The sequence below is a fragment of the Helicobacter pylori SA221C genome (assembly GCF_000476855.1).
Lineage (GTDB): Bacteria > Campylobacterota > Campylobacteria > Campylobacterales > Helicobacteraceae > Helicobacter > Helicobacter pylori_DK.
Genome location: NZ_CBPT010000026.1, coordinates 1 through 7,081, shown reverse-complemented (window position 1 = coordinate 7,081; position 7,081 = coordinate 1). Strand labels below are relative to the sequence as shown.

Here is a 7,081-nt window from a genome sequence, read left to right as displayed (position 1 = left end):
TCATTCTATCAATCATTCAATCAAGCAATCATTCAACCAAGCAACCAAGCAACCAAGCAATCATCCAATCATCCAATCATCCAATCATCCAATCATCCAATCATCCAATCATTCAATCATTCAATCATTCAATCAAGCAACGCTACCATACTTTTATCACTTTTACAAAAATCCGCTTAAAAATCTTTTACTCTTTATCATTCCCCTTTCCATTAACCCGCACCACAATCTTTTTAAAAAATTTGATTCAATAAGCCCCATTTTTCAATCAGTGGGGCTTACAGAGTTAAATTTAAAGGAGAAATGATGGCTCAGTTAGAAGAACTAAAAGCGCATGAAAAATACAATTTGTTGTTGTGCTTATTCAAAAGTGATTATTACAACGATCCAACAAATACGGATTTAGAAGGCAAGCCTTTCAAACAAGCTTGTGAGGAATGCACTTTGACTTTTTTTCGCCCAAGAGTGGATGAAGTGGCTCAAGAAGAGGATTTTCAAAAGGTGCGTAAAGCGGATTATGCTGTTGCTATTGTGTATGAGAAATCAACTAAAGAAGCTATAGTCCAACGGAGCGTTTTTGCTCTAAAAATTGATCGCTTTGGAGTTGATGATGGGGGATCGTTAGGGATTTATGGCGTTTGCGCTCAAAAAGGGAGCCAAGAATACGAAGAATTAGTCAATAAAAACGCATATTGTTTTACAAATTCCACACGACTTTTCAACTCAATGAAATTAATTGAGCGAAAAAATGAAGGATTATGGGCTTTTACCCATAAACTTATGAAAGGATTTTAATGGAATTGTTAAATTTAGACGGAGTGATTGAAAAAGGCGTGTTTGAAATCCCCAGCTATCAAAGGGGGTATGCATGGCAGAAAGAGCAATTAAAGGATTTTTGGAACGATTTAGAGCATGTGTCCAAACTGGGAGATAAATTCCATTACATGCACAGCTTAACCTTAAGAGAGCTTGAAAATGATTTTGAAAATAGCGCTTTTGAAATCATAGACGGCCAGCAGCGATTGGCTACAAGCCTGATTTTACTAGGCCTTTTAGCCAAAACCACCCAAAACAAAGACCCAAAGTATTCTTTAATCAACCTTGAACCCATTCTGTCCTATAAGTATTATGGTTTGAATGAAGCTTTTAGAGCGATCACTGAAGAAGAAGAAAAAAATTTAGAAAGGTTTCAAACTTCTTTTTACGCTAAAAATTTGATTGACGCTTACGCATTTTTTCAAGAAAAAATCAGCGATACGCCTATTGAAGCGCTTGAAAAAATGTTTGATGCCCTTATAAAGAAAATGCTTTTTAGCGTGGTGGAATTGAACGATAACCGAATCGATCCCTTCAGCTCTTTTGAAACGATTAACAATCGTGGTAAGGATCTATCCACTCTGGAATTGTTAAAAAACCGCTTGCATTTTGTGGCACACAAGATTTGCGATGAAGAAGATTTAGAAAATCTTCAAAACGAAATCAATGACACCTACACCAGGATTTATCACGATTTGAGGCAGTTTGAAGACGTTCATTTAGAAAGTTTTTTAAAGCATTTTGTGGCGTATTATTATGGCGAGAATAGCAAGTTTAAAGAGAGATTATTGGATACAGCGTTTGACGCCCATAAAAAATACAACGACCTATATGACGAATATGAAAAAATAAATGATTTGTTACTTTATCTTTCTTATTCTTCTAAGGTTTGGTATTTCTTGCACACGCTTGATGATGAAGAGCTTAGGATTGAAATCACGCCTAAAATGCGCGGCTTGTTAGACAAGATGCGGCGCTTAAACGCTTTGAGCGATAACGCTTTTCTGCCCTTATTGCTCTCTCTTTTAACCATACAGCTTGCTGTAAGAAGTGGCAGTGAACGGCATTACACCACCAAAGAATTAGAGGGCTTGTTAGAATATTTAGAGCGTTTCGGGTTTTTGATCTATGGGGTTGCTGGCAAGGATACGGCTAAAAAAGAATGGATTGGATTAGCTTTCAAAGCGATTCAAGCGTGTAGATTTTGGAAAGATAAAATAACCATTGAGGATTTTCCAACGCTAGAAAAGAGTTTTTTCAAGGGAGAGCATAGCGGTTTAGAATTGCTTGAAGAGTATATCCATTCTAAAAAGAATGTTGAGAAATGGTATCAGTGGGGCAAGGCGCTGAATTACTTGCTGTATGAATACGAGCTATACCATAACCCTGAAACGACTCTGAATTTTGATAGCAGCATAGAAAGCATTGAGCATATCTTGCCCCAAAAACCCGATCAAGGCTATAGCGCTAAAGAAAAAAGTTGGGCTAAAAATCCCCATATCGTGCATGCTTTAGGGAACTTGCTCTTAATTGCTAAAAACGCTAACAGCTCTTTAAGCAACAAGCCTTTTGAGGAAAAAAGAAAGCAATACCTAAAAGGCTCTTATAGCGAAAAAGAAGTGGCTAAAAACGCTTCTTTTGGAGTCGCGCAAATCAAAGAAAGGAGTGAAAAATTACTGGACTTTTTAATCGCGCATTATCGTATCGCTGAATTGGTGGGTGAAAGCACCATTCAAGCTTTTAAAAACGCTTTTTTAAAGGACATTAAATGATGCGCTTACTCAAAAATAAAGGGTCTGTTTTTAGCACTTCACACCCCAACAAGGAGGAACAAGCCATGCTGAAAAGATAAAAACATTGAACGGACAATTATAGCGGATTTTTAAAATTTAAAATTGCGAGGAGCAAAAAATGGGTTTTCAAAATGAAAATAAATTAAAAGTAGGGGCGTCAGTCAAAGCCACAATCAACAACAAAGTGGTGGAAGCTAAAGTCATTAATATTAGGTTTAATCATGTAACCTTAAGGAGTCAAAAAGGCAACGAAGCCACTTACGCTTTCAATAGCGAAAAATTCTTAAAATGGTTTAAGGAAGTGCCTTTAAACGAGGTTTCTCATAATCACGCTGAAAAAAGCGGAGAGGATTTGTTAAAAGGAGTTAAAATCGTTACGAGCGGACCGAGTGTTAAGGAAAGGACTTCAACTCCTAAAGAGCCTAAAGAAAGCAAATTCAAATTGGACTTTGATTTCCCTGATGACACGACTAGCCCTTTTATGGTCTTTTCTAACGCTTACGCTAACGAAAAAAGAGCTAAAAGACTTGGTTTGTTATTCTCGCCGATGAGTTATGGTGGAATGGGGTTTCAAGCGAGTTTAATTATCATTCATTCGCTTACTTTTATGGCAGATTTAAAGCATCATAGCGATGCGGAGTGGAATGCTATGATTGAAAACAGAAATACCGATGAGTGTTTCTTTGACACCTTTGATGATATGCTTATGGGGGATGTTACTCTATTCTGTAAGGTGATAGAAACTTATGCGAGGAATTTGGTAAGACCCGATGGTAAGACTAGAGGTGTAACTTTGGAGGAGTGGGCGAGATTTTTACCGAAAAATAAAGAAGAGGCGAAATTTGTTGCGCAACTTTTATGCGATGGCGGTATCAATAAATACGATTTAACATGCGCTGGCTTAACTCCTGGAGTGTTAGCCGATAATCTTTGGTCTTATGGATTTAGGGATGAGGATTATGATGAGGAGGGTAATGTGATTAAAGAGAGGGATATTATTACAGGAGAGGAGTTAAAAGAGGAGAGTAATGTAGAATAAACCCCCCCTCCCCCCCTTTGTGGGGTGGCTCTCTTTTTTTTAATCTCTCTTTTATTCTCTCTCTAATTTGCCCGTTTAATTTGGAATGGCTTTCATCTTAAAACCCTATCTTTGCGCGTTATTTCGCATTCAAAAGGCGTTTTTCTTTAAATTCCTGGTATTCTTTGATTGCGTAATTCACAAAAGGCTTGATCGCAATCCCGCCCCTAGAAACAAAATCCCCATACACTTCCAAATACTTTGGCTCTAACAATTGGACTAAATCTAGCAAAATCGTATTGATACAGCTCTCATGAAAACTCCCATGGTTTCTGTAACTGAATAAATAGAGTTTGAGAGATTTGCTTTCTACCATTTTATCTTTAGGGATATAGCGGATGTAGATAGTGCCAAAATCCGGCTGAGAAGTGATGGGGCAAAGGCTTGTAAATTCCTTACACTCTAGCGTGATTAAGGGGTCTAAATTGGGGTTTGGGTTAGGGAAAGCTTCTAATAGCTGGCTGTTGTATTCAAAAATATAGGGCGTTTTAGCGCCTAAGGATTTGAGGTTTAGTTCAGGGGTCATTAATCTTTCCTTGATTTAAGTTATAATAAGGCTATTTTAACCCATTTTTTAGGAAACTCATGAACAAACGCATAGAAACGATTACGGCTTTATTAGATGAAAAAAAGGCTTTTGATATTACACATATTGATTTATCCAAAACCCCCTACTTGGTAGAAGATGTCATTATCGCCACCACGCTAGCGAACAAGCATGCCCTTTCTTTATTGGACGCGCTTAAAAACACCCTTAAGCCTTTAGGCGAAGTCTTTTACCAGATAGATGAGTCTAATGAAGAGTGGATCATTTTGGATTTGGGGGATTTGATGATCCATCTTTTCACCGAAGAATGCCGTAAAAAATTTGACCTAGAAGGGTTTTTAAATACCTACAAAAGGGAGAGCGTTCATCAAAACGCCTAAGAAACTCATCGCGCTTCTAGGGCCTAGCGGGAGCGGGAAAAGCGCTCTTTCCATTGAATTAGCCCAAGAATTGGACGCTGAAATCTTTTCTTTGGATTCTTTAAGTATTTATAAAGACATTGACATCGCTTCGGCTAAACCGAGCCTGAAAGAACGAAAAAACATTAAGCATTACGCCCTAGATCACCTTAACATTGATGAAAAAAATAACGCCCAGCTCTTTAAAACCCTTTTAGAGGACGCCATGAGAGTGTCTTCTAAAGAGGTATTACTCATTGTGGGAGGGAGCAGTTTTTACTTAAAATCCATTTTAGAAGGTTTGAGCGATACGCCAAAAATTAGCGGTGAGGAGGTTGTAAAAATAGAGCGAGAAATTGCCGCTCTTTCTAACCCTTATATATTTTTAAAATCCATTGACCCTAACATGGCTTTTAAAATCCATCCAAACGACACTTACCGCATCCATAAGGCTTTAGAAATCTTTTATGCCACCCACACGCCCCCAAGCGAGTATTTTAAGGCCAACCCTAAAAAACCCTTTGAGCATGCCATCTCATTATTCGCTCTGTCTGTTGAAAAAAACGCGCTTCATAGCAACATCAAACAGCGCACCAAGAACATGCTCCATTCAGGGCTTATTGAAGAAATCAAAGCCCTTTATATTAAATACCCTAAAGATTCACAGCCTTTTAAAGCCATAGGCGTTAAAGAGAGCATTCTTTTTTTAGAAAAACAACTCACTTTAAAGGAGCTAGAAGAAGCGATTACCTTTAACACCATCAAATTAGCCAAGCGCCAAAACACTTTCAATAAAACCCAATTCAATAACCTTTATGTGGGAAGCGTTAAAGAAGTTAGGCATGCGATTTTAAAACACTCAAAAAGCACTATTAAAGGATAATCTAATGGATACGCAAACTCCGCCAAATCAAATTATCCCTATTTTTATGAGTTTTGATAAGAATTACGCGCTAGGAGCTAGCGTGAGCCTTTATTCTTTACTCTCACATGCGAGCAGACACACAAGCACGATAGACTTTAGCCCCTTAAATCAAAGCAATAAACTTTTAGGCGCTAACATCGTGTATAAAATCCATTGTTTGGTTAAAGGGGTTACTTTAGAGCAACAAAACAAGCTTTTAAAAACCATTGAGCCTTTTAAAAAATTCGCTTCATTAGAGTTTATAGACATCAATTCGCTCGATCATTCCATAGAAAGCTATCTCAATGAGTCTTGCTCCAAGCGTTATGGCGGGCTTCTTGTTTTGTGCCGGCTCTTGCTCGCTTCGCTCTTCCCTAATTATTCTAAAATCATTTCCATAGATGTGGATACAGTGTTTTTGGGCGATGTTGCAAGCGCTTATTTTGCACTAGATAACGATCCCACTAAATTGCTTGGCATGGTGAGAGACACTTTTTCCCACCTTTCTTTTGAGGCCTTTTGTGATTTTATTGAGCGCGCTTGTAAGAATTTTAAGATTGATTTTTCACGCTTTAGCCAAAACGAATTAAAACGCATCCATCAAGGCTTTAACATGGGCTTTTTGGTGGCGAATTTAGATTTGTGGCGCGAAAATGGGTTTGAAAAAATCGCTTTAGAGTTTTTGAAAACTAGGGGGAAAGACCTTTTTTACCCTGAGCAGTGTTTAATCAATATGGTGTTTTGGAAGCGCATTTTAGAATTGCCCATTTATTATAATTGCTATTCTGATTCTTTCAAAGAGCACTACCCTAAAAACATCATCATGCTCCATTTCATCCAATACAAGCCGTGGCGTTCTGTGAGTTCTTTGAACGGGCGTTTGATTTGCTATGAAGCTGAAGCGAGTTTTTGGCTCGCCAACCTTTTTTGCACCCCTTTTAAAAACGATTTTTTTAAAGAACGCCTTGAAATGGCCAAAGACCAACAAATGCAATCTTTTAAAACCCACATAAGATCAAAAACGATTAGGGATTATTTTTGTTTTAGGATAAAAAATATTTTGAAGTCCTTTTGTAAGACTAATCCTTAAGAATACACCTTTAGTAATCTTTTTTATGTCTAATTAAAACTCTAAAATAGGGGCATTTACCATTCACGGACAAATCCTTACCATCATTTCCCTTCCTAAAACCAATAATCTCAAACTGCTTAGGATTAAATTTGTGTAAAAAAGTTATAGGGACTCCCATAGAACCCCTATAGTCCAAAGGTATATCTATAGTTCTATTCACATTAATTCCATCAAAATTATCGTATAGCTCATACTTATTTTTATCGTATTTCTTTGTGAGTGGTAATATCTCATGTCTTTTTTTATAATCCAAATTTGTAAGCCATAAACAATTATTAAGGGAGATTAAGCGATTGCCTAAGCTATCAATTTTGGTTTCTGTGCCATAAAGTTCATAATGTCTTGGAACAATAAAACTTGAAATCCCTCGACCAAGATGCATGCCTAACCATACTTTATTATTTTTAATTAGA

At 37.3% G+C, this 7,081-nt stretch carries 9 protein-coding genes; 7 read left to right on the top strand and 2 right to left on the bottom strand.

All coding sequences use genetic code 11. The annotated features are described in order from the left end of the window. The 4 genes from QU01_RS08420 to QU01_RS07705 form a co-directional block, all read left to right on the top strand. The coding region (locus QU01_RS08420) for a CMP-N-acetylneuraminate-beta-galactosamide-alpha-2, 3-sialyltransferase (protein WP_229260243.1) at positions 1–180 on the top strand (180 nt) is incomplete at its 5' end. A gap of 126 nt (positions 181–306) precedes the next feature. After that, positions 307–795 (top strand): hypothetical protein, encoded by a 489-nt coding sequence (locus QU01_RS07715; RefSeq protein WP_033763381.1) that lies wholly within the window; start codon positions 307–309, stop codon positions 793–795. After that, entirely contained in the window at positions 795–2,588 is a 1,794-nt protein-coding gene (locus QU01_RS07710) for a DUF262 domain-containing protein (protein WP_033763380.1), read from the top strand. The genes QU01_RS07715 and QU01_RS07710 overlap by 1 nt, the downstream gene beginning before the upstream one ends. A 139-nt stretch (positions 2,589–2,727) precedes the next feature. Next, positions 2,728–3,648 carry a hypothetical protein gene (locus QU01_RS07705; protein ID WP_033763378.1) on the top strand — a complete coding sequence of 307 codons (921 nt, stop codon included), beginning with the start codon at positions 2,728–2,730 and terminating at the stop codon, positions 3,646–3,648. 118 nt (positions 3,649–3,766) lie between these two features. On the opposite strand, the gene queF is transcribed toward QU01_RS07705, so the two are convergent. After that, on the bottom strand, positions 3,767–4,213 hold the full coding sequence (queF, locus tag QU01_RS07700; RefSeq protein ID WP_000187105.1) for a preQ(1) synthase: 447 nt from the start codon (positions 4,211–4,213) through the stop codon (positions 3,767–3,769). A gap of 59 nt (positions 4,214–4,272) precedes the next feature. On the opposite strand from queF, the gene rsfS reads away from it, so the two are divergent. From rsfS to QU01_RS07685, 3 genes are read left to right on the top strand one after another with little or no spacing between them, the layout of a single operon-like run. After that, positions 4,273–4,614, top strand: coding sequence for a ribosome silencing factor (gene rsfS / locus QU01_RS07695; protein WP_001042231.1), 342 nt, complete (start codon positions 4,273–4,275; stop codon positions 4,612–4,614). Further along, entirely contained in the window at positions 4,577–5,515 is a 939-nt protein-coding gene (miaA, locus tag QU01_RS07690; protein WP_195742663.1) for a tRNA (adenosine(37)-N6)-dimethylallyltransferase MiaA, read from the top strand. The genes rsfS and miaA overlap by 38 nt, the downstream gene beginning before the upstream one ends. A 4-nt stretch (positions 5,516–5,519) precedes the next feature. Continuing rightward, a complete protein-coding gene (locus QU01_RS07685; protein WP_033763374.1) occupies positions 5,520–6,626 on the top strand; it encodes a glycosyltransferase family 8 protein in 1,107 nt (368 codons plus the stop codon). A gap of 10 nt (positions 6,627–6,636) precedes the next feature. Here QU01_RS07685 and QU01_RS07680 read toward each other — a convergent pair. Continuing rightward, the coding region (locus tag QU01_RS07680) for an adenine-specific methyltransferase EcoRI family protein (RefSeq protein ID WP_033763373.1) at positions 6,637–7,081 on the bottom strand (445 nt) is incomplete at its 5' end.

Excerpts from the sequence above, each read along its gene's own strand:
- QU01_RS07715 (WP_033763381.1), top strand. The coding sequence starts at position 307 with ATGGCTCAGTTAGAAGAACTAAAAGCGCATGAAAAATACAATTTGTTG.
- QU01_RS07710 (WP_033763380.1), top strand. The coding sequence starts at position 795 with ATGGAATTGTTAAATTTAGACGGAGTGATTGAAAAAGGCGTGTTTGAA.
- QU01_RS07705 (WP_033763378.1), top strand. The coding sequence starts at position 2,728 with ATGGGTTTTCAAAATGAAAATAAATTAAAAGTAGGGGCGTCAGTCAAA.
- queF (WP_000187105.1), bottom strand. The coding sequence starts at position 4,213 with ATGACCCCTGAACTAAACCTCAAATCCTTAGGCGCTAAAACGCCCTAT.
- rsfS (WP_001042231.1), top strand. The coding sequence starts at position 4,273 with ATGAACAAACGCATAGAAACGATTACGGCTTTATTAGATGAAAAAAAG.
- QU01_RS07685 (WP_033763374.1), top strand. The coding sequence starts at position 5,520 with ATGGATACGCAAACTCCGCCAAATCAAATTATCCCTATTTTTATGAGT.